Origin of the sequence: Salinivibrio socompensis S35 (assembly GCF_000513715.1) — a bacterium.
Classification (GTDB): Bacteria; Pseudomonadota; Gammaproteobacteria; order Enterobacterales; family Vibrionaceae; genus Salinivibrio; species Salinivibrio socompensis.
In genome coordinates, this window is the sequence record NZ_AQOD01000111.1 from 1 (window position 1) to 21,686 (window position 21,686).

The following is a 21,686-nucleotide window of genomic DNA, read 5'->3' on the forward strand; positions in this document are numbered from 1 at the left end:
TAGCTGTTTGATCAAAGGTGTTAAKACGCCATCTTTTGCCAGATAMCACCTTTGCCACTACGAAGCGCTTCTAGGGCAGCTTCCATATCGAGTTCTATTTTCTTGTCGGTCATGTATCATTCCTCTTTCGACCATTCTAACGAAATGACACAGAATTCTGAACACTACCTCGCAGGTCAGCCAATATGCTAGCCGCACGGCATATTGAAGCATACATCATCATTAATAATCACTTTATATTTTAATTATTTAATCAGTTCTTCTTTCATTCCTTTTTCTTAATTGAAATTAGTTTATTTATCCCATTTTTAGAGTTATTACTCACTAACAGAGACATTACATCTTCGAATGTCATGAAATTGTCATAGTGTCAGTCTTGTGTGGGGTTTTGATCATAAAAATTAAAAATGAGGCATTGCTCCAAAATTGTGTATTTTTAATTAATGTCTAATTTTTCGTTATGTATGCTGGCGCACGATCAGTGATTGCAGCACAACAGGTCATTGATGTTTGTAAGATGTTAACGCAGTTCAGCGTGGTGGGATCATTCCTGGCTGTGCTGCCATTTTGGTGAAGGTATCGAGGGTTCAAAGTGTCCAAAGAAGGAAGCGTTGCGCCAAAAGAGCGCATAAATATCAAGTACGTACCTGCAACGGGTGACCAGCAAGCGGAAGTAGAGCTGCCACTTAAAACCTTGGTTGTTGGTGATTTTAAAGGTCACACTGAAGAGACGTCGGTTGAAGAGCGTGCGACAGTGTCAGTAGACAAAAACAATTTTGAAGATGTAATGCGCGAAAGTCATTTACATCTTTCCACCACTGTAAAAAATCAGCTTACTGATGATGAAGACGCGGAACTGCCTGTAGAGCTGTCTTTTAAATCAATGAGTGATTTTGCGCCTGATTCTGTTGCTGCCCAAGTTCCTGAGCTCAAAAAATTGATTGAGCTTCGTGAAGCCTTAGTTGCGTTAAAAGGTCCTCTTGGCAATATTCCAGCATTCCGTGATCGCTTGCAAGAGCTGCTTAACTCTGAAGAGTCTCGTGAGAAGTTGCTTGCTGAGCTAAGCATAGTCAGTAGCGATGATGACGCTCCGAAAGAGTAATTGATTCAAACCAGTAGTAACTTAAGCCTTAGGAAATAGAAACATGTCTACCAGTGAATCAGTAGTAGAGTCTCCCGAAGTCAAGGAAGGTGGCTTACTTGACGAGATCATGGCGAAAACGCGTATTGAGCCTAGCGAAGAAGGCTATGATGTCGCAAAGAAAGGTGTTGCCGCCTTTATCGAAAACCTCGTTGGCAACGACCAAACTCAAGAGCCTGTTAACAAGGCTCTTGTCGATCAAATGCTTGTTGAGCTTGACAAGAAAATCAGTGCTCAAATGGACGAAATATTGCACGACACGTCTTTCCAGGAAATGGAATCGGCATGGCGTGGATTAAAATTATTTGTCGAGAGAACGGACTTTCGTGAGAACAACAAAGTTGACATCTTGCATGTGACCAAAGATGAATTGCTAGATGACTTTGAGTTCGCACCTGAAACAACTCAGTCAGGTCTCTATAAGCACGTCTATTCATCAGGTTACGGCCAGTTCGGTGGTGAGCCAACGGGTGCCATTATTGGTAACTACGCCTTCACCCCATCAACGCCAGATATGAAGTTGCTTCAATATATGGGAGCGCTAGGTGCGATGGCCCATGCGCCATTCATCTCAAGTGTTGGGCCTGAGTTCTTTGGTATTGAGTCGTTCGAAGAGCTGCCAAACATTAAAGATGTCAAGTCGATCTTTGAAAGCCCGAAATATACCAAGTGGCGTTCACTTCGTGAATCTGAAGATGCTCGTTATCTTGGCCTAGCAGCACCACGTTTCTTGTTGCGTGTGCCATATGACCCAACAGAAAATCCGATCAAATCTTTCGTGTATCACGAGAGCGTTAGCCAAGCTCATGAACATTACCTTTGGGGTAATACCGCATTTGCATTTGCAACACGTCTGACGGATAGCTTTGCTAAATATCGTTGGTGTCCGAATATTATTGGGCCACAAAGCGGTGGTGCAGTAGAAGATCTGCCGGTTCATGTTTATGAATCGATGGGCGCGCTACAAACTAAAATTCCGACGGAAGTGTTGATTACTGACCGCAAAGAATTTGAGCTTGCCGAAGAAGGATTTATTGGCTTAACCATGCGGAAAGGTAGCGACAACGCTGCTTTCTTCTCTGCAAACTCAATTCAAAAACCGAAGGTATTCCCAAATACCAAAGAAGGTAAAGAAGCGGAAACCAACTATAAGCTCGGTACACAGCTGCCTTATATGATGATCATTAATCGCTTAGCGCATTACATCAAAGTGCTGCAACGAGAGCAGATTGGTTCTTGGAAAGAGCGTCAAGATTTGGAGCGTGAGTTGAATACTTGGCTCAAGCAATATGTCGCTGACCAAGAAAATCCACCAGCAGATGTACGTAGCCGTCGACCACTTCGCGCAGCCAAGATTGAAGTGACTGATGTTGAAGGCAACCCTGGCTGGTATCAGGTGTCTTTATCCGTTCGTCCTCATTTCAAATATATGGGCGCGAACTTTGAACTGTCTCTCGTTGGTAGGCTTGATCAGTAATCATGGCATACGTTGCGCTAGAAGACAGTGCATTTGGTGTCGGCTTCTTGGAGCGCCTTGAAGCCGGCGCTAAGCCTGTATCTGTCACTCAGGGCCGAGCAGTCCAGATGTGGTGAGATCGATTAAACGCAATATTGCCAATGTACTGAACACCCGCATTGGTGGTGCGCAAAGCTCTCCTGAACTCGGTCTGATTGATTTCAATGACGCCACACTCGAAAGCTTAGACTTATCGCTAAGAGTGAAGCTAGCGATCAAAGACTGTTTAGAAAGGTATGAACCGAGGCTAACGAATATCCTGGTGACATCAGATTTTGATCCGCATTCACCGTTAATGTTGCGGTTTAATATTGTTGCCACAGTCAATAGCGAAGCACTGCACGAGAAAGTTCAACTTAGCTTGTTTTTAGACCAGAACCGCCAATACCGAGTGTTGTAAATCGCATGACGAAAGACAAGTATTTTCGAGAAGAACTCGCGTTCTTGAAAGAGCAAGGTAAAGCCTTTACTGAATTGCACCCCCAGCTGGCTCGCTTCTTACACGGTCGGCATACTGACCCCGATGTAGAGCGGTTACTGGAGGGCTTTGCGTTCTTAACGGGCAAGTTGCGCGAAAAAGTGGATGATGATTTTCCTGAGTTAACTCACTCAATCATCAATATGCTTTGGCCCAATTATTTGCGGCCTGTTCCCAGTATGTGTATCGCGCAATTTAAACCAGAAGATAACCTCAGTGAAAAGCAGACGGTGATAAAAGGCACAGAACTGGATAGTAACGCTGTTATGAAGACGCAGTGTCGCTTTCAAACGTGTCGTGAAGTTGACCTCTACCCGCTTTATTGCGCCAACGTTCATGCAGAACACACGCGTGAGGCGACAACAATACAGCTACAGATGATGCTCAGTGGTGATATGTCGGTACGAGATGCCAACATTAATAAGCTGCGTTTTTATATTGGTGGTGACAAATACAGCGCACAAATGATCTACCTGTGGTTGAGTCACCATCTAGAGAAGTTAACGGTACACGTTGATGGAACAGAATTTTCGTTACCACGTGATGCGTTCTCGTCTGTCGGATTTAACCCCGGCGACGGTTTATTGCCGTATCCGCAAAATGTTTATGATGGTTATCGTGTGCTACAGGAATATTTGTCATTTCCTGAAGCGTTTCACTTTATCGACATAGGCGGACTCGATAAAGCCATACCGAGTAATGTGTATGGGAAGTTTACTGTGCAGTTGCACTTATCTAAAACCTTGCCATCGGATGTCAGAGTCAGGGCTGAGAGTTTTCAACTTTACTGCACACCCATTATTAACTTATTCAATCATGATGCAGATCCTATTGACTTAACAGGAAAAAATACTGAATACAAGGTGATACCATCGAGTAACAAACCGGCTCACTATGAAGTGTTTAGTATCGACAATGTCACGGGGCGACAAGATAAGGTGATTGATGGACAGCCTATTCGCGGTCAAAAGCGTGTCTATACGCCCTTTGAAAGCTTTCAGCATGAAGTTGAGCGAGTGCGTAATCGCGAAACACTCTATTACCGAGCGCGCGTCAAAGACAGTATCCGTGGGGATGGCTTTGATTCTTTTATCTCTTTCATCCGAGGGGACGAATCGCTATCCGTGGACGTCGACGAAGCTGTTTCAATTAAGCTGACCTGTACCAATCGACAGCTTCCTTTAGAGCTAGGTGTTGGCGATATTTGCTATCCAACTGATAGCTCACCGCCATTTGCAGAGTTCAAGAATATCACCATTCCAACACAAGCACTCCGCCCAGTGCTAGACGGGAGTTTGTTATGGATGTTGATTTCTAATTTATCGCTCAATTATTTGTCATTGTTATCCAAAGATGCATTGAGCTGTGTATTAACGGCGTATGACTTTCGTGCTTTGGTCGATCGTCAAGCAGAGCGTGTTGGCAAGCAGCGCCTAAATGCAATTGAAGATATTCAATCAAAGCCAATGGATAAGTTATTGAGAGGGATGCCTGTTCGTGGCTTACAGTCAACGATTTACCTGAACCAAGACGGATTCGGCTCTGAAGGCGATTTATATTTATTTGGAACGGTGCTCAGTCACTTTTTCTCGTTGTATGCGAGCATTAATTCTTTTCATGAGCTCACCGTTATCAACACAACCAATAACGAGACCTATACATGGCAGACGAGAGTCGGGAAGCAACCACTCATCTAGAAAAACAAACAGTGAGTGGCGCTGATCTCGTAAAAGATGCGCGCGTGTATAGCTTCTTCCAATTAGTTGAGCTTTTGCAAAAGCACAAAGGGCTGAACCCAGAGGACGAAGAGTGGGAACGTGAGTGCCAGCTAGTGTTTAGTGCAAACCCAAGTCTTGGGTTTGCTGCGTCAGATATATCATCGCTTGATCAAGTGAATGATCACACAGTGATGCTCACTAACTTTTTAGGGCTTGCAGGCTCACAATCGCCGCTGCCGGCATTCATTACAGAGCAACTGCTACATGAAGAGCCAGGAGGTATTAAAAGACCCTTTTTGGACTTTTTTAATAACCGACTGATTGCATTGGTTTATCGCATATGGCGCAAATACCGCTATTACGTCAGGTTTCAGCCAGGTGCGGAAGATCAGTTTTCAGCGCAGTTATTCGCGCTTGTTGGGCTTGGCGACACCCAGTTAAGAGGGGAAACCCCGATAAACTGGTGCAAAATGTTGGCTTATGCCGGAACGTTGGCGGGTAGAAGTCGCTCACCGACAGTGGTTGCTGGGATCATCGCGCACTGTTTCGATCTTGAATATGTAGAGATCCGCCAATGGGTCACGCGTAAGGTCAAGATTGCGAAAGAGCAACAGATGTCTCTTGGCTGTATGAACGGTCGACTTGGTGAAGATACAGTGATTGGAGAGTCGGTTTTTGACTGTAATGGAAAGTTCGTCATTTGTATCAGAGATCTGACGCGGGAGCGTTTTAACGATTTTCTACCTGTCGGCAAAGAATATCAGCCTTTGTGTAAGTTAGTTGAATTCATTCTGCGTGAGCAGATGGCATTTGATCTGGAGTTGTCGATGACAGATGAAGAAACTCCTGCTCTTCAGCTAGGGCAACAGGTCGCGCTGGGATGGACATCCTTCCTTGGCGAAGATTTGCAAGATAAGCGTGTATTAATTCAGGTAAGGCAATAAAGATGGTCTCGCAACATCAACATGGCATAACACTCGTGGTCGCGAATGCGCAAACCTTGGAATCTGGTTTATCGGCACAGATTCGCTTAGTGGAATCCGGTGGCACGATTGGCGCATCACCTGCCGCGCATTGGCGATTAAAAGATCGTTTGGGACGCGTGCATGATTTGCACTGTGAGATCGTGGTTGTAGATGGTGCATTCTGTGTGCGTGATGAGTGTGGACAGACCTTTGTTAATGGTAACGATATGCCCCTTGGTAAGGGGCAGCTAGCACGGTTAGCACACAAAGATGAAATGCAAATTGGCCCATACAAGATACGCGTGTTAACCGGAGAAAACGAAGAGGTTGATACTGGACACATCGATACGCTTTTTGATTCTAACCACACGGATTTGTTGTCAAATACGCATGAACCCGTTGATACCGAGCTTGAGCCCGAGGATGCGTCAGCGCCGATTGATCCGTTGGCCGAGCTAGAAGCATCGACAGAGATCCAAGGGTCAAACTGGTTATTAGATGATGAACCCATGGAGCAGATCAGTGAAGCGGGTCATCTAATTTCAAAGAAAAACTTAGTTGAAAAACGACCTTCATTTACGCCTCAGGCCGACAGTGAAGATGTCATGTCTGCCTCTGTACGCTTGAAGCGTATTTTTGGTTTCGGGCAGAAAAAAAACCAGACCAAAAGTAACAAGTCATATCAACAAGCATTGGATGCGCCGCCAACTAATACGGCATCACGTACTCCTTCCAAGCCGATAGAAAATGAGATGAAGCCAATGGACGAAAAAGCGCTAGGACTTCTCGAGCAAGAAGTGGCTAAGAGTTTGCAAAATGAAACATCCCCCGCACCGTCAAATGACAATGGCGGACACGGGCAACACCTATTAACCGGTCCCATGCTAGAGGGGCTTGGTGTTCGCGTCACGAATGAACAAGATGTTCAACGGATGCATTTCTTGTCACAAGAAATGGGTCAATCGTTACAAGCGTGTTTAAAAGGCTTGCTATCACTGCATGAACAAGCTTCAGCGGGGCGCTTTGGTACGATGAACCGTAACCTTCAACCTATTGAAGACAACCCGTTACGTCTTGGTCTTTCTTATGAAGAAACGGTTCGTACTATGTATGACGCGGATAAAAGCTTAGTTCATTTGTCTGCCCCTGCGGCCATTGCTGAGAAGCTTAAAAAATGTAAGAGATCACAATGAAGCAACCCAGGATGCGATTTCAGAAGCATTAGACCAAATATTAAATGCTTTTTCACCGGAGGTGCTATTACGCCGTTTTCAACATTGTCGGCGCAATACGGACGCACATGAAGACGGTGAGTCAGCTTGGGCTTGGGAAATGTATTGTAATTATTACAAAGAGCTCACATCTAACCGTCAACAAGGCTTCGCGAAACTCTTTTGGGAGATATTTGAGCAGGTCTATGACAAGCGTATTCGCGAAAAACAACAGGAGGGCTAATCATGTTTAAACAATTAGGTGTGCTTTGTGCCATGTTGCTATTGACAGCCTGTAGTTCTTCAGATGAATACAAGCCGGAAGATCAATCTACCACCGCGACGTTTAGTTTAGTCAGTGACAGTGGCGTGAACCCGAATATAGTAGGTGATCCAGCACCTATCGAGGTACAAGTTTTTGAACTCGAAGATGATTCGATGTTCATGTCTGCGGGCTTTGATCAGCTGCGCACTGATTATGAAGGCGCATTGAATAGTAACTTTATTAATAACTACGATTACGTGCTGACACCGGGGCAATTCAAATTTGTCAATGCGTTTGAGATCGATGAAGACACGAATTATATCGGCGTGATGGCACATTTTGCCGAGCCTAATCTCGGGGAGTGGAAAAAAGCTGTCAAAGTGCTGAACAAAGGCCGCGAGTATCATTTGTTGATGCTATTTCAAGATTATGACGTGAAATTAGAAAAGGTAGAATAAAGGTAATGTTTGCACGTAATCGCGTGATATGGAGCGAAGGGCTCTTTATTAAGCCGCAGCACTTCCAGCAGCACCAGCGTTATAGTGAATATTTATTGGAAGAGCGGTTGACTTCCGTCAGTAAATATTTATACGGCATTGCTGAGCTGTCACTCAATCCGGAATATCTAGCATTTGGTCGTATTGCGATAGAGCGAGCGGTCGGTGTCATGCCAGATGGAACGGCGTTTCGTATTCCACAAGAAGACGTGATGCCTGAAGCGTTGGAAATCGAAGACGGATCGCTTTCTAATCATTTGATTTACCTCGCGATACCGTTGCGCAGTGAATCAATTATGGAAGTGAACTGGCCTGACGAAAAAGGGTCAGGACGTTATGAAAGCCGCCGTATCGACGTGCGAGATGTTCAGAGTGTGCAAGGTGATACAACCACGCTTGATGTATCACCGGTTCAATTGCAGTTGATGCTAGAAAAAGAGGATCGCAGTGCCTACGCCTCGATTCCGATTGCCCGAATTTTAGAAAAGCGGCCTGATGGCAGTGTTGTTCTCGATCCTAACTTTATTCCGTGTCATTTCAATGTTGCAGGCAATGCGACTTTGCACCGTTTTATCACTGAAATGGCTGGTTTGATGCAAGAGCGCGCAAAAAACATCGCCCAACGTATTAGTTCCCCTTCTCAAGGCGGTGTGGCGGATGTCTCTGATTTTATGCTTTTACATTCGTTGAACCGTTTGTATCCGCAGATGAAGCACCTTGCTTCTTTAGGTAGTCTGCATCCCGAGCGCTTGTATGAATGCTTGTCGTCAATTTGTGGCGAGCTAGCAACGTTTACGGATGAAAGCCGTTTGGCACCGTCAATGCCAGCTTACAACCACGATATGCCGGGTGATGCATTCTGGCCTGTTATTCGTTATTTGCGTCAGAGCCTCAGTGTGGTTCTGGAGCCTCGTGCGGTCTCAATTCAGTTAGATAAGCGCAATTACGGCCTGATGGTCGCGCCGGTTCAAGACCCGCAATTGATGGAGTCGGCAGAGTTTATCGTTGCCGTTAAAGCACGTATGCCATTGGATGAGTTACGGCGATTGTTCACTCAGCAAACCAAAGTCTCTTCCGTTGAGAAAATTCGCGAGCTTATTTCACTTCAGTTGCCTGGCATTCCGCTGATTTCGCTACCCGTGGCGCCTCGCCAGTTGCCTTATCATGCTGGCTATACCTACTACCAATTGGATAAAGAGAGTGCGGCGTGGTCGATGCTCGCGAACTCTAGTGGCTTTGCGTTCCATGTCGCCGCCGCATTTGATGATCTTGATATTCAATTTTGGGCAATAAGAGATTGATTATGGCAGCAACTGACGAAAGTGTCTTTAAAGACCTCCTATATGATAACGTTGAAAAAATAGACAGTGACCAGGATTACTGGTTTCAGCTACGTGGACACAACACTAACGCGCTGGTGGATGCGGCAACTCCGCTATTCGGACTGGCATTGCGAGTTCGTTCATTATCAAGTTGCGAAAATATTGAGCAAATCTACCACCAAACGATCGAGGAAATAAAAGCGATTGAGATAGAGTTATCAGAGCAAGGTTATGAACACGCAATGCTGATGGCATATCGCTATATATTATGCACCTTCCTTGACGAAGCGGTGATGGGAACCCCATGGGGGGCCAACACTTGCTGGGCTGAACATTCAATGTTGTCTCGTTTCCATAATGAAACATGGGGAGGCGAGAAAGTATTTACCATTCTGAGTCGTTTGGAAAATGAGCCGAGAGATACCGGCCGCTACTGGTGTTTATTTATCATTGTTTGTGCTTGGGTTTTGAAGGCAAATATCGAGTCATTGATGGAGGTCATGCACAGCGAGAAAAAGTTATTAAAAGGCTACATGACCAACTATTAGATGATGAAAAGCAACCCAAACAACTGAGTGAGGGGAGTGATCATGTCGTTAATACTCGGTATGCACTTAGCCGACAAGTACCGCTTTGGTCTGTTTTTGTCGGATTTCTCGTCTTGTGGGCGGGTATCTTCGCTGGCTATTCATACTTTCTACATGAAAAGTCTGAAAATGTACTCAGTCAACTGAATCAGTTGCTGTGAGCCGAACAACATTATATTGATTAGAACTAGGTGTCCCTGTGATTCGAATTGAATTGTCCACGCTCATCGCTAAATTGAATGAGTCAAGCAAGCTAGCGCTAGAGCAAGCGGCCTCATTGTGTATTGAGCGTCATCATCCTGAAGTCTTAGTAGAGCATTTCCTCGAGGTCTTGCTAGACAATCCATTGTCTGACGTTCGTCTTATTGCCAAGCAAGCCAATATTGATACTGACCAGTTAAAACAAGCGTTGGCGGGTAATTACGAGCGTGATACGACGCTTGATACTTACCCGGCATTTTCGCCATTATTGGTCGAAGTGCTACAAGAGGCATGGTTGCTGTCAACCACAGAGCTAAATCAGTCAGCACTACGCTCTGGGAGCGTCTTTTTTGCCGTGTTGAACCGTGCCGATCGCTACCTATCTCGCGCTGCATCCAAGCTGTTAGCAAGTATCAATCGCGAGAGCTTGAAAACGCATTTTGACGCCATTGTTGCTGACTCTGCCGAAACCGCCGTGGTCAGTGATAATCACAAAGGATCCAAAGCGCATCGATGGAAGGCAGCGAGTCTCCGCTTTACAAGTATTGTTCTAACATTACAACGCAAGCCAAGAATGGCGAATTGGATCCGGTCCTTTGTCGTGAAGAAGAGCTCAACTTAATGGTCGATATTCTTTGCCGTCGCCGTAAGAACAACCCAATTGTGGTTGGTGATGCAGGTGTCGGTAAAAGCGCCATGGTCGAAGGGCTGGCTTTGCGTATTGCGGCTGGTAATGTGCCGGAGCGTCTACAAGACGTTGAGCTTTTCTGCCTTGATCTTGGCTTGCTCCAAGCGGGTGCTTCCGTCAAAGGTGAGTTTGAGAAGCGTTTGAAAGGTGTCATTGATGGAATCAAGAGTGCACCGAACCCTATTATTCTCTTTATTGATGAGGCTCATACACTCATTGGCTCAGGGAACCAGGAAGGGGGCAGTGATGCGGCCAACTTGCTCAAACCAGCACTGGCGCGTGGTGAGTTGAGCACGATTGCTGCAACCACCTGGAAAGAATACAAAAAGTATTTCGAAAAAGATCCTGCTCTGACTCGTCGTTTCCAGCTGGTTAAGCTTGAAGAGCCTTCCGTGAACCAAGCTGTTGATATTATGCGGGGACTAGGAAGTGTTTACGAAAAAGCACATGGTGTACTCATTGCTGATGATGCCTTAAAAGCGGCAGCGGAACTGTCTGCTCGCTATTTATCCGGGCGTCAATTGCCTGATAAAGCAATCGATGTACTCGATACCGCCTGTGCACGGATCGCCATTAACTTAACGACTCCCCCTAAACGCCTTACGCTACTGGAGACGCTCTGTCATCAACGCCAGCAAGAAATAGAGATGCTGAAACGCGCACAATATATTGGCCAAACCGTTAATCAAGCGCGTTTGGATGAGCTAGAGATACAAGAGCAAGCAGATGAGGCTGAAAAACAATCGTTACAGGCGCGTTGGAATGAACAACGCGCGCTAGTCGAAGAAATTATCGAACTGCGAGCCGCGCTACTGTATTCACCGTCTGACGATGAACAAGCAGATGTGCTCAATGACGCGCAACCGGTGGTCACCACAGAAGATGCTCGCGCAGAGCAGGCCAAGACATTAGCAGAGAAATATGACGCGCTTAACGCGATTCCTCATGATCAGCGGTTGATGCATCCACACGTTGATGCTGAACAGGTGGCAGAAGTGATTTCTGATTGGACAGGCGTGCCTATCGATCAAATGAACAGCGACGAGCTCTACAAAATCACAAACCTGACAACGTTATTGGGAAATGCAATTAAAGGGCAAGACATTGCTATCGAACGCATACATCGACACTTGCTAACCGCGCGTGCGGATTTACGGCGTTCTGGCCGACCTAAAGGGGCATTTTTATTTGGTGGGGCCAAGCGGTGTCGGTAAAACAGAAACCGTGGTGCAACTCGCCCAGCAACTTTATGGTGGTAAGCAGTTCTTAACCACGATCAATATGTCAGAGTACCAAGAAAAACATACGGTCTCGCGTCTTATTGGTTCTCCTCCAGGTTATGTTGGATATGGCGAAGGTGGTGTACTGACCGAAGCGATCCGCAAGATGCCCTATTCTGTGGTGCTTCTCGATGAGGTCGAAAAAGCCCATCCAGAGGTACTCAATATCTTCTATCAAGCTTTCGATAAAGGGGAGCTAGCGGACGGTGAAGGGCGCATGATTGACTGTCAGAACACGGTCTTCTTCCTGACGTCAAACTTGGGATATCAAACGATTGTCGACTATGCACATGATAAAGCCAATATTGATGATGCTTTATACCCTGAACTTGCCGCGTTCTTTAAGCCTGCCTTATTGGCGCGGATGGAAGTCGTGCCTTACGTCCCGTTAGAACGTGACGTGTTGGCGGAGATCGTACGAGGCAAATTAGCGCACTTGGAAGCGACTTTCGCTCAGCGCTATGGCGCCACCGTTGATATTGACAACACCCTAATTGACGAGATTTTGAAGCGTGCAACACGGAGCGAGAATGGCGCCCGTATGCTCGAGGCGATTATTGAAGGACAATTATTGCCACCCGTCTCACTCGAACTATTAAAAAAGCTGGCCGACAAAGCGGCGATCACGCACGTTCGTCTACTGGCAGACAATGGCGAGTTTAAGGGTGAGGTAGAGTAAGAATGCATAACTGGCTAGCTTATGTCACTGACTTAGCTCGGGAAAGGCGAACAACTGATTTGCAGTCTCGCTTTATCCAGATTTTGGTCGGCGAGCTCAAGCTGCGCAAAGGAATGCTGCTAGTCCCGAGTTGTGATGGCAGGCAGCTTGTCTGCCATTCCAGCGGAGAGTCTTGGTCGGTCACCGATTTTGACACACCATTTGCCCATGTGCTGCAAAACGCGACGCCAAAGCATTTGGTGGCAGAGGACATTGTTTATTGGCAGTCGAATCGAGCCTTCTCAAAGGCGATTGGTGATCTAGGGTTATTTGAAGCCGTCTCTATTCGGCCGTTAATCCGCCATGACAAACAGGTAAAACTCTTGCTGTGTCTTATCGGTGATAGCCAAACGTTATCGAGCCTTTGGAATGAAGCGTCATTTTTACAGGTATTAGATGTGTTTGAGCAACAATGGTCGCTGATCAATGAGATGGAAGGAGAAGAAAGCAATCGCCGTGCCTTAAAAGCCTCTCTGACGGATATCGAAAAGCAAACGCGCCAGCAAGAAAGGGCCGCGAGTCTGTCCTCAACCTTGATTGGAGACAGCACGTTGATGGGAAGACTGCGCGAGCAAATTGCTAATGCGGCTTCCTCACAATTATCTGTACTGGTTCAAGGTGAGACCGGGAGTGGGAAAGAACTTGTCGCACGCGCCGTGCATGATTTATCACCGCGTCGACATCAGCCATTTATCCCGATCAACTGTGCCGCGATCCCTGAACACTTGCTAGAAAGTGAGCTATTTGGCTACGAAAAGGGGGCATTTTCAGGTGCGAATACAGATAAAGAGGGCCTGATTGCCCAAGCAAATGGCGGGACATTATTTCTTGATGAAATCGGTGATATGCCGATGAGCTTGCAAGCTAAATTGCTGCGGGTGCTCGAATTAGGATCGTTTCGCCCTGTCGGAGGACGTCGAGAGCGTCAATCTGACTTTCGACTCGTGTCTGCGACACATGTGCACCTGCTTGACAAGGTAAGATCAGGTACTTTTCGCCAGGATCTCTACTATCGTTTGCTCCAATATCCAATTCATGTGCCAGCGCTTGCGCAGCGTAAAGAAGATGTGCGCCAGCTGAGCTATCACTTTCTTGATAAGTTTAATCACCAACATGGCACCCGAGTAAGAGATCTGCAGCCTGAAGCGCTCGATATGCTCTTGAGTTATAGCTTTCCGGGTAATGTACGAGAATTAAAGCACCTTATTGAATACGCATGTGCCAAACGCCTGATCGTGAGTCCATTAGTATCGCGACCTTTAGTGGGTGTATCAGTAACGGGCAACCTGTATCAGGCTCCTCCAAGGTTCAGTCGATGCCTATAGGCTATGCCAATAGCGCCTCGACGGCTGATAGCGTGCTAAATATTGATGCCGCCTCTATCGCCGATCTAAAACAAGCGTTGCTTGACTTTGAGCAGCGGATCATTACTGACCGCCTGTCTCAATTTGATGGAGATAAAAGTAAAGCGGCAGACAGTTTAGGGATCCCTCGACGGACCTTGACCTATAAGTGCCGAAAATTAGAGATAAAAGCCCCATGAGAAAGCAAAGTTCCTATTCATTAGCCGGGGTAATGATGATGTCGATATTGATATCATCCGCGGTAAATGGCGAACCCGTATCTGCGAAACAACAAGTGAAACAAGCTACACAGTGTCGCGCCGTGGCGTCTAGGCTCGAGCGTCTGGCCTGCTTTGACCGCGTATTTAATACCCAAGTGTCGTCGGCTGCGCCTGCAGATAACCACTTAGAAATGCCCTTACAGTGGCGCAGAGCAACACAAGCGGCACAAAACAGTGCACCCAAAACATGGTCATTAAATCAAGAGGGTGAGGGACGAGGAAGTAGCGCATGGATTACGTTGCAGGCGAGTAACATTAACACCACTTTTCGAGGCAGCGAACAGCCTTTATTGATGCTGAGCTGTATCGATAACTTAAGCCGAGTGGAGTTGATGCTACCAGAGTCGATTGATGATGGTCGGGTCAAGCTAACGTTTCCAAATACCCAAACCCAGTACTGGCGGAATGATGACTCAGGAGTCGTGCTCTCGTCTTCTCGTGGCCTACCTGCAATCCGTCTAATGAAGGCATTGGCGCAGGATGAACGCTTAACCATTCGCTCTAATTCTCAGTACGTTGATGGGCTGACATTTGATACCCAGCCATTAAGTAATGCGCTGGGCGCTCTTCGTTCTCGTTGTGGTTGGTAAATATGGAACTGAAAGAATATAAACGCAGTATTTCACAGCCGATCCCCGGAGAAAGTGCAGTTGGTGAGCGTTTAGTTGATGACCCTTTATTTGATTTCGTTGAAGATCAGATGATGAAAGTGGGCTCTCTCTCCCATGCTGATGTTCAGTGGGACGAGGTGGAGCACAGCGTTGTTAAGTTGTTGGCAGAAAAGAGCAAAGACATTAAATTGCTGACTTACCTGCTGCAGTGTCTACATCACCAAGCGTCTCCGGCTCGCTTTATCCTCTCGTTTGAGTTGATGGCATCCTTTATGTCTCAGTATTGGAAGATAGCTTCCCAGCACCGGGTAAGCGTGGGAATCTGCCTCGTCGAAAGTTCTTTAGCCAAATGGCACAGCGATTTTCGATGGCGATAGATAAAACGGACTTTGGTCAGTTTGATGCGCAAGATCGTGAGTTACTGACGCAGGCGATCGCAGAATGGGAAAAGGCCGTTGAAGAGAAAGGCCTGACCAATGACGTTGTCAGTAGTGTCGTCGTCAATGTGCGAGCCGAACTGCGAAAGGCGGAAGAACGTCAGCGCGCGAACCAAACCGCGAAAGAAGCCCCACAAACCTCGGCGCGAACTGCGACGACAACCACAACACCCTCAGGCTTAGATGTTGATCACTCCAGCGACAAAGCAACCAAGCAAACGTTATTGAAAGTTGCCGATTTTTTGGCGGAACAAGATGACGGGATGGCTCTTGCGATCCGACTTCGTCGCTACGCGGTGTGGTATAGCATTACTGCCTTACCCGATCATAAGCCCGGTGGTGAGACGCAATTGCGAGGAATGCAACAAGATCGAGTGAAGGACTACCAAGATAAAATGCGCCATCCGACTTGGCATTGTGGCGGCAAGTTGAGCAAAGCCTCACGATGGCACCTTACTGGTTTGAAGGGCACTTAATGAGTTACTCCATTGCTCAAAAATTGGGTCACCAAGGTTGGTGTGACGCGATTCAATCGGAAGTGAGCCAGTTTTTAGAGCGGCTTCCTGGGTTGGCAGCGCTGACGTTCAAGGGTGGAGAGCCATTTGTGTCTGATGCGGTTAAAGATTGGCTAGCTCATGGCAGTACGGGGCAAGCAAGTGGAAAGGCCGTAAATGGTGATTGGCAAGAAAAAAGAAAAGAGGCCCTGTCGTTGGCCAAAGAGGGAGGTATTGCGGTGGCACTCTCCATGCTAAATGATGGGCTACAGGCGGCGCGAGAACCACGCGATCATTTCTATTGGCGAATGATATCGGCTGATCTAATGCGAGCTAATCAACTTAATAGTATGGCTCAAAAGCAGTATCAAACGCTAAATCAAGAAATTAAAACCATGAGCGTCATCGACTGGGAACCCAGCTTGGTGGAACAACTTGAACGCAATACAACGTCAGAGTGATTAAGGGCGAAAATTCATGTGGAAATACATTTTTAAAATAGCGAAAAAGCTAAAGCCTGGCATGGTCGCAGCCTTTCCTATTTTATTAGCAGCGATTTTTATTCTCGTTAATGTCGCCATTTGGTGGTCAGGCCCTTGGTTGACGATAGGTGAGAAAAAACCATTAGCATCTGTAATGGCACGGGCGATTTGTAGTGGCTTTATAACGCTTGGCGCCTTAGCAATTTGGGGGGTGTGGCAATGGCGTAAGCTGCAAAGTTTCCAGGCAGAGCAAGCGCACACAGAAAAATTGCGAGAAGACCCGATTCAGATTTATGAAGAGCGCCAAGAGAAAGAGCTGGATCAAGTTGTTGCCAATATGAAGCAAAACTTGAACAAGCGAAACCATCTCTATGCACTCCCTTGGTATCTTGTTCTCGGGCTCGAAAACGCGGGTAAAACTAGCTTAATTAATCGTTCGGGGCAGAACTTTGTGTTCTCTTCTGTCATGCGCGCGTCGGGCAAAAAGAGTGAGAATCCATACTCATTTGACTGGTGGATCGGTGACGAATCGGTTGTTATCGATCCAGATGGTGAGTTGCTGACACAAGGACACAAGGACGAAAACAATGATGGTGAGCTTGAGCGTCGTTTATGGTCGCATTTTGTCCAGTGGCTAGAGCAGGCTCGTAGTCGTCGTCCATTGAATGGGATTGTATTAACTCTTGATGCGTCACACCTTGCCACGGCCACAGCATCAGAGCGCAAAGCATATGCGAATCTATTGCGTGCCAGGTTGCGAGAGTTGATGGAAACGTTATCGACAAGACTTCCTGTTTATATTGCACTTACGAAACTTGACTTGTTGTATGGCTTTGAACCGTTTTTTAAACATTATTCTAAGCAGCAACGCGATGAGGTGCTTGGTTTTACTTTTTCTTTAAACTCAGTGGATGATATTGACTCATGGCTGAAAGAGTTTGATGAAGACTATTCCGCATTCATCGATCGTATTAATGCGATAGTACCGCATGCATTGGCCGCTCCAATCGATTTTGAAGATCGTAAAGCCATTTACAGTTTCTCGCGTCAGATCGCTGGCCTGAAGGACATTCTTGCTACCTTTTTTAATGAAACACTGGCGAGTGACCAGTTCTCTACCTCAGCGCTAGTCAGAGGCGCGTACTTTACCTCTGTTTATCAGCAAGGCGTACCAACAAACGCCTTCGATGACGCAGCCTCTCGTCGTTATGGTTTGTCTCATGCGGTTAACCATGCTCAAAAGGGCAAGAACTCAACGATTTTTTTCACCCAAAAGCTATTTAGCAATATTATCTATCCAGAAGCGGGGCTCGCATCGGATAACTTCCGTGTGGCAAAACATAAACGGCGCCTCATGGGTATGTCTGTACTGGTATGCTCGATTGCCACGGTCTTATTGGTAGGAACTTGGCATCGCTATTACCTGGCTAACGTTGCACATGCAGATGCGGTATTAACAAAAGTTGATCAATATAAAACCCAATTTTCAATCAATGCTGCCGGTGCGTCGCAACGCGAGGTGCTCAAACCGCTCAACCAGATCCGCCAGGCGACGCTGGAATTTGGTTTTTTCCGTGAAAAGACTCAATATATTTCTGACTTTGGCTTGTATCAGGGACACGTGATTGGACCGAAAGTTGAGCAGGCATATCTTAGCCTGTTAAAAAGTCGTTTCTTGCCACTCTTAATGGCAGATACCGTGGTGGATATTAATCAAGCGGAGACGGATCAGGAACAGCTAGTTGCATTGCGTGTTTATCGGATGATGGTGGATAAAAGCGGCCGCTATCATGACTATGTAATGGACTATTTTAGTCAACAATGGCAACAAGAATTTGCCGGGAAAAAGGTCATTCAAGAACGTTTACTCGATCATCTCGATTACGCTATGCGCCATACTGACTTAACTGGAGAGCGTAAAAGAGGCGATAGAATTTCAGATCGAGTAATGCGCCCTTATGATTTTACTATCGCTCGTACGCAGGCATATTTACGGACTATGCCAACCGACCAACGTGTATACCGGAATTTGAAGTTAGACGCAGAGACAGTGTTGGGCGACGGGAATGAATCTGCGTAACGCGGTAGGTCCTGTTTTTGATGTTGTTTTTGATGAGCGAGAAGTCGACAGCGACAACTTATATATTCCTCAAATGCTGACTAAAACGGGCTTTGAAGAATATTTTGTTCCGAAGCTCCAGTCGGTTTCTGACTTGGCGCTGATTGATAGTTGGGTATTAGGTGAAGCAGAAACGGCGCAGTTTAGTGACGCGGATAAAAGGGCACTTAGAAACCAAATACGTGATTTATATGTTGCTGACTATACTAATACGTGGCGCACAGCGCTGAACGAAATTGATGTGAAGTTTTTCAGTGATATTAACGATGCTGTAACGGTTCTGGATAATTTTACTGGGCACGTTGGACCCTTGCAGCGTTTATTACGCACGCTCGAAACCAATACCCAGCTTGCATCAGGCCTCGGTTTGGATGAAGACGCTCAAGAAGCGATCTCAGAAAATCCAAAATATGAGGTGGCGTCACAAATACAGGCACCATTTTCAGATTTGAACAGTCTTGTTAAAGCAGTGAATGATAAACCGGCCTACTTGAATGAAGTATTGGCGTCGGTACAGGAGCTAAAAAGCTACCTTAAATCTATCCAAGATGCGCCTGACATAGGTACAGCGGCACTGGATGCGACCAAAGCACGTGTTAAGTTGGTGAATACCGACCCCATTTATACCCTCAAACGGATTGCTACCGGTTTACCTGATCCGCTGGATGGCATGGTTGATAAACTCGCCGATGAAAGCTGGCATGTCGTCAAACAAGCGGCAATCAAACACCTTGAAACTCGTTGGTATCAAGAGGTCTATCGCCCTTATCAACAAAAGTTAGCGAACCGATATCCGTTTAATCCAAATGCCAGTAAAGATGCATCACTGAGTGACTTTGAAAGCTTCTTTGCGCCGGAAGGAACCCTGGATAACTTCTATAATAGCCAGCTGAAAATGTTTATAGATGAAAACATATCAGTCGGGAATAAAGGGACAAATGGCTCGCTAATTCGCCCAGACTTGTTGGCGCAGATCCAAAAAGCGCAAAAAATTCGAGAAGCATTCTTTAACCGTAAAGGTGTCTTAGATGTGAGCTTTTCTGTTGAGCCTTTGCGTTTAAGTAGCAATAAACGGCGGAGTGTCTTGAACGTTGATGGCCAGTACGTGACCTATAGCCATGGACCAAGAGACAGTATTGAGCTCATTTGGCCAAATACACTTCGTGATTCGGCGACGTCTAAATTAACGTTGGTACCGACCAAAACTAACTTGTCACCACGTAGCGTTGTGATCCGCGGCCATGGGCCTTATTCCGCCTGTTGGATCGAGGTGCGGTGGTCTCCGCAAGCACGACGTCTGTCGATTATCAGTTTAATGTCGATGGTGGTGGAATGATCTACCGTGTTAATGCTCAGGCGGCAACGAACCCATTTACGCAGCGTTTGTTCAAGTCGTTCAAGCTGTCACGCAATCTCTACTAACTGATCATGGGGCGAGTGTCTCGCCCCTGCTTTATCAGGAATGCTAAATGTCTTTTATAGTCTCAATTGATAACCAGCCTTTTCGTGTTATCCAAGATGTACAACCATTGCGTGATGATGAGCGTTATCAAGCAATTAGAGATCAAATCAATAAACGACACTCGCCATTATCTGGAGGAACCGATTGGTCAATTTGTAAAAGATAACTGTCAAGCGCTCGCGAATGAGCTGGGCATTGATTTACTGCTCAGCGGGTACTATACCGTTGCGGCGTTAAAAACCGAGGGGTTAGCGGGCTTTGCAAATGGGTTGGAATTGATCCTTGCTTGTTTAAATAACGAAGAAGCAGTCTCTGAAAAACGTGCCCGCGCGCGCAAAGAGGCGCTAGAGTGGGTGAATGCGCGGGTGCAAGGCGAGTTGAACCAGATTAAACCAGATCAACAAGCACTGCGCGAGTTGTATCGTGGTGAACGGTTGTGCGATGCGCTTTACCATGTTTTGGCGCAACAGCAACCAAAGCATGTGGTTGACTATGAAGGACTTGCGTATGTTTTGTTTGAACATATCGACCGAATAGAAACGCGATTTCATAGTGCACTAAAACAGCAACAACGCGATGAAAGCGTGAATCCAACGATCAGTATAGAGAAAAGCCGACTTCGCAGTTTACTGGCAGGTGTTGCGGGAGCTGGCTTGGTGGTGCTCGCCTGGCTGGGCTACCCACACATTCCCTATTTTCAAACACCCTACAAAGTGAACACGTCACAGCCCTCCCTTGACAGTGCGGAAGCGCTGAATCTGTTTTCCAAGCAACATTCACCAGATACGCTTTCTCGTTGGGAGCCGCAGTTGATTCCTTTATACGCCAATGCGGTCGAGCAGGAGATAACGCAATCGGTCGAAACGGGGAAAGTGTCTGCCAAACAGCACCTCAATGCGTTAACCACCTTGTACGGAGACAATGAGAAAACGTCTGCGGTAGTGAAAGCGTATCAAGCTGAGCGTGCTGAGGCATTGGAGAGCACTGCGAAATATATAGATAAATTTCGAGCGGTTCGAACCAAGATGGCGAACATCGCGCTGCTGGTAGATCAAAATCGTTGGTCGGCACTACAGGCGCAAACACGCTCGTTGGAGAGTTTTGCTATCGGGCTTTCTCCTATCTATGGTCGCGCGGATTATGTGACGACCTTAGTCGAGCAGGGCGAGATAGACAAAGCTAATAATGAGCTGTCAGTGCTCACGGAACGCCTCAATCACCTGAGTTGGAAAGTCTCTCAACTACAAGATGTGATTGATGAAAACCAGAGCAAAGATATAGAAACGCGCAAATGACGCTGAGCAACTTTTTGCTTGGCTTGGCAAGAAGTTGCTTGGCACGTGCAAAAAATTGGTCAGCGTGTTGGCAAATCATTGAATTATATCGATAAAAAAACTGGCATGCATTTCGCATTGTAAGGTGGCGAACAGGCACACCGCCACGGTGGCGATGTGTCTTCTATTACATACAAAGGAGCGATTATGCCAACGCCATGTTATATCTCGATTGAAGGCGAAACCCAGGGTTTGATTACGGCCGGTGCCGTTGCTTTATAACGCACTGGCGTCAGGCGAGAAGATGTCCACCGTTGAGCTGAAGTGGTACCGCACCTCGATTGAAGGTAAACAAGAAAACTTCTTTATCACCAAGCTGGAAAGCGCCTCGATTGTGGACATTCATTGTGAAATGCCCCATTGCCAAGACCCGGCGAAGTCAGACTTCACCCAGAACCTGACGGTGTCGATGTCTTACCGCAAAGTGACGTGGGACCACGTCAACGCAGGCACGTCAGGCTCAGACGACTGGCGCAAGCCTATCGAGGCCTAATCCTTCATGGCGACATGAAGACAVACATCGATGATGTCAGCTA

General features: G+C 46.6%; 8 protein-coding genes and 8 pseudogenes. All 16 read left to right on the forward strand.

The features are described 5' to 3' along the window. Positions 1-592: 592 nt before the first annotated feature. The 16 genes and pseudogenes from tssB (at position 593) to tssD (ending at position 21,643) form a co-directional block, all read left to right on the forward strand. Complete coding sequence (gene tssB, locus DZ54_RS0112325) at positions 593-1,102, forward strand: type VI secretion system contractile sheath small subunit (protein WP_025674397.1); 510 nt, start codon at positions 593-595, stop codon at positions 1,100-1,102. A gap of 43 nt (positions 1,103-1,145) precedes the next feature. Next, entirely contained in the window at positions 1,146-2,618 is a 1,473-nt protein-coding gene (gene tssC, locus DZ54_RS0112330) for a type VI secretion system contractile sheath large subunit (protein ID WP_025674398.1), read from the forward strand. Between the two features lie 2 nt (positions 2,619-2,620). Then, positions 2,621-3,057, forward strand: a pseudogene (tssE, locus tag DZ54_RS21450) (type VI secretion system baseplate subunit TssE). Positions 3,058-3,062: 5 nt separating this feature from the next. Beyond that, the gene (gene tssF, locus DZ54_RS0112340) at positions 3,063-4,832 is read left to right on the forward strand and encodes a type VI secretion system baseplate subunit TssF (protein WP_025674399.1); all 1,770 of its coding nucleotides are present in this window, start codon (positions 3,063-3,065) and stop codon (positions 4,830-4,832) included. Then, on the forward strand, positions 4,796-5,797 hold the full coding sequence (gene tssG / locus DZ54_RS0112345; RefSeq protein WP_025674400.1) for a type VI secretion system baseplate subunit TssG: 1,002 nt from the start codon (positions 4,796-4,798) through the stop codon (positions 5,795-5,797). The genes tssF and tssG overlap by 37 nt, the downstream gene beginning before the upstream one ends. A 2-nt stretch (positions 5,798-5,799) precedes the next feature. Further along, positions 5,800-7,273, forward strand: a pseudogene (tagH, locus tag DZ54_RS21455) (type VI secretion system-associated FHA domain protein TagH). A gap of 2 nt (positions 7,274-7,275) precedes the next feature. Then, the gene (gene tssJ / locus DZ54_RS0112355) at positions 7,276-7,752 is read left to right on the forward strand and encodes a type VI secretion system lipoprotein TssJ (RefSeq protein ID WP_025674401.1); all 477 of its coding nucleotides are present in this window, start codon (positions 7,276-7,278) and stop codon (positions 7,750-7,752) included. A gap of 5 nt (positions 7,753-7,757) precedes the next feature. Continuing rightward, a complete protein-coding gene (tssK, locus tag DZ54_RS0112360; RefSeq protein WP_025674402.1) occupies positions 7,758-9,092 on the forward strand; it encodes a type VI secretion system baseplate subunit TssK in 1,335 nt (444 codons plus the stop codon). Positions 9,093-9,094: 2 nt separating this feature from the next. Further along, positions 9,095-9,861: pseudogene (gene icmH / locus DZ54_RS21460) on the forward strand (type IVB secretion system protein IcmH/DotU). 38 nt (positions 9,862-9,899) lie between these two features. Further along, positions 9,900-12,548, forward strand: a pseudogene (gene tssH, locus DZ54_RS21465) (type VI secretion system ATPase TssH). A gap of 2 nt (positions 12,549-12,550) precedes the next feature. Then, positions 12,551-14,130, forward strand: a pseudogene (locus DZ54_RS21470) (sigma-54 interaction domain-containing protein). Then, positions 14,127-14,801, forward strand: coding sequence for a type VI secretion system-associated protein VasI (gene vasI, locus DZ54_RS0112380; protein WP_037330719.1), 675 nt, complete (start codon positions 14,127-14,129; stop codon positions 14,799-14,801). The pseudogene DZ54_RS21470 and the gene vasI overlap by 4 nt, the downstream one beginning before the upstream one ends. A gap of 2 nt (positions 14,802-14,803) precedes the next feature. After that, positions 14,804-16,214: pseudogene (gene tssA, locus DZ54_RS21475) on the forward strand (type VI secretion system protein TssA). A 16-nt stretch (positions 16,215-16,230) separates the two neighbouring features. Beyond that, positions 16,231-19,776: pseudogene (tssM, locus tag DZ54_RS21480) on the forward strand (type VI secretion system membrane subunit TssM). Between the two features lie 114 nt (positions 19,777-19,890). Continuing rightward, positions 19,891-21,111, forward strand: a complete 1,221-nt coding sequence (locus DZ54_RS21485; protein WP_128080526.1) for a type VI secretion system ImpA family N-terminal domain-containing protein — start codon at positions 19,891-19,893, stop codon at positions 21,109-21,111. A 186-nt stretch (positions 21,112-21,297) separates the two neighbouring features. Further along, a pseudogene (tssD, locus tag DZ54_RS21490) lies at positions 21,298-21,643 on the forward strand (type VI secretion system tube protein TssD). The last annotated feature ends 43 nt before the right edge of the window (positions 21,644-21,686 follow it).

What these genes read in the sequence shown, in the direction of transcription:
- tssC (WP_025674398.1), top strand. Translation starts at nt 1,146, where the DNA reads ATGTCTACCAGTGAATCAGTAGTAGAGTCTCCCGAAGTCAAGGAAGGT.
- DZ54_RS21485 (WP_128080526.1), top strand. Translation starts at nt 19,891, where the DNA reads ATGATGAGCGTTATCAAGCAATTAGAGATCAAATCAATAAACGACACT.
- vasI (WP_037330719.1), top strand. Translation starts at nt 14,127, where the DNA reads ATGAGAAAGCAAAGTTCCTATTCATTAGCCGGGGTAATGATGATGTCG.
- tssK (WP_025674402.1), top strand. Translation starts at nt 7,758, where the DNA reads ATGTTTGCACGTAATCGCGTGATATGGAGCGAAGGGCTCTTTATTAAG.
- tssF (WP_025674399.1), top strand. Translation starts at nt 3,063, where the DNA reads ATGACGAAAGACAAGTATTTTCGAGAAGAACTCGCGTTCTTGAAAGAG.
- tssG (WP_025674400.1), top strand. Translation starts at nt 4,796, where the DNA reads ATGGCAGACGAGAGTCGGGAAGCAACCACTCATCTAGAAAAACAAACA.
- tssJ (WP_025674401.1), top strand. Translation starts at nt 7,276, where the DNA reads ATGTTTAAACAATTAGGTGTGCTTTGTGCCATGTTGCTATTGACAGCC.